General features: G+C 73.6%; 2 protein-coding genes. One reads left to right on the forward strand and one right to left on the reverse strand.

Features of this window, described 5'->3' with window-relative positions; genetic code table 11:
- A partial coding sequence (gene mnmE / locus FV228_RS28670) for a tRNA uridine-5-carboxymethylaminomethyl(34) synthesis GTPase MnmE (RefSeq protein ID WP_147857580.1) occupies positions 1–1,238 on the forward strand: 1,238 nt, incomplete at its 5' end.
- Between the two features lie 146 nt (positions 1,239–1,384).
- On the opposite strand, the gene FV228_RS28675 is transcribed toward mnmE, so the two are convergent.
- Positions 1,385–1,762 (reverse strand): hypothetical protein (locus FV228_RS28675; protein ID WP_147857581.1); only part of this gene is annotated, 378 nt, incomplete at its 5' end.

Consider the following 1,762-nt stretch of genomic DNA (forward strand, 5'->3'; position numbering starts at 1 on the left):
GGGCGGTGCTGGCCGCCCTCGCCGGCACCCTGCCGCCGCCCCGGCGGCTGTCCCTTCGCACCCTGCGGGATCCCCGGGACGGCACCGAACTCGACCGCGCCCTGGTCGCATGGTTTCCGGGGCCCGAGACCTATAGCGGCGAGGACATGGCCGAGTTGCACCTGCATGGCGGGACGGCGGTGCGGATGGGGGTGCTCACGGCCCTGGCCCGGATGCCGGGTTGCCGGGCCGCCGGTCCCGGGGCCTTCACCCGGCGGGCGGTGCTCAACGGCCGCATGGACCTCGCCGAAGCCGAAGCGGTGGCCGACCTGATCGACGCCGAGACCGAGGGGCAGCGCCGGCAGGCCCTGCGCCAGCTCGACGGGGCTCTGAGCCGCCAGGTCGCGGCCTGGCGGGAGGAGGCGATCGACTGCCTGGCCGCAGCCGAGGCCGCGCTCGATTTCGCCGACGAGGGCGACGTCGACGAGGCCGGCCTCGACGCCGCCCTGTTCGGCCGCGTCTCCGGCCTGCGCCAGGCTATCGCGACCGCCCTGCACGACGGCCGCCGGGGCGAGCGCCTGCGCGAGGGTTTCGTCGTGGTGTTGGCCGGGGCGCCCAACGCCGGAAAATCGACGCTGCTGAACGCCCTCAGCCGGCGGGACGTCGCGATCGTGTCGGATGTGCCCGGCACCACCCGGGACGCCATCGAAATCCGCCTCGATCTCGGCGGCCTGCCGGTTTTCTTGGTCGACACCGCGGGCCTGCGCGAGACCGCCGAACCGGTGGAGGCCGAGGGCATCCGGCGCAGCCGCGCCCGCATCGGCACGGCCGACCTCGTCTTGGCCCTCGTACCCCCGGACGGGAGCCGGCCGGATCTCGGTGCGGCCGACCTTCCTGTCCTCCCGGTGCACACCAAGATCGATCTTTTTGCCGGCTCAACAAATGCCGTGGCGCCTGGAGCACTGGCGGTCTCGGCCCGGACCGGGGCCGGGCTGGACGCGCTGCTGGACGCGATCCAGATGGCGGCGGAAGCCGGGCTCGGTACCGGCGACGCGCTGGTTACGCGGGCCCGCCATCGGGCGGCGTTGGAGGCCTGCGTGGCGCATCTCGACCGGCTTCTCGCCGGGACGGGCGCTCTGCCTGAACTCGCTGCAGAGGATCTCCGGCTCGCAGTCCGGTCGCTGGGCGAGGTCGGTGGGCATGTCGGCGTCGAGGATGTGCTGGACCGGCTGTTTTCCGGTTTCTGCATCGGAAAGTAGTTTCTTAGCCGGCGTATTTCTAAGGATCGGGCGGTCGCGCCGGGCTTGGTGACCGCGTCCGTCCTCCCGACCGCCGCCCTCGAATCGCGGCCGTTTCCGCTCGTGCGGTGCGCGGGTCCCTGAGCCCGCGAGACCGGCCGCCGGACCTATTGCGGGATCCGCAGGATCCGCGGGCGCCAGATCCCCAGGGCCACGTTGACGGCCGACACCGCCAGCAGCACCCAGAGCGTGCCGCGCTCGCCCTCCAGCGACGTGGCCAGGGCGGCGGGATCGAGCAGGCCGGCCAGCGCCCGGGCGCTGCGCTCGGCCTCGCGGTTCATCGGCCCCTGCACGTAGACCAGGCCGCCCTCGAACATCAGGACCCCGGTGGCGAGCTTCACCCAGGCCCAGCCGGCGTTGAGGTAGGCCCGGTTGAGGGCCATCGAGAGCAGGCCGGACAGCAGGGTCGCGGCGAGCGAGGGCAGGAACACCCAGGTGGCGACGGCCCCCATGGCGCCCCGGATCGCCGCGTAGCCGGGCAGGGC

The organism is Methylobacterium sp. WL18, assembly GCF_008040015.1.
Lineage (GTDB): Bacteria > Pseudomonadota > Alphaproteobacteria > Rhizobiales > Beijerinckiaceae > Methylobacterium > Methylobacterium mesophilicum.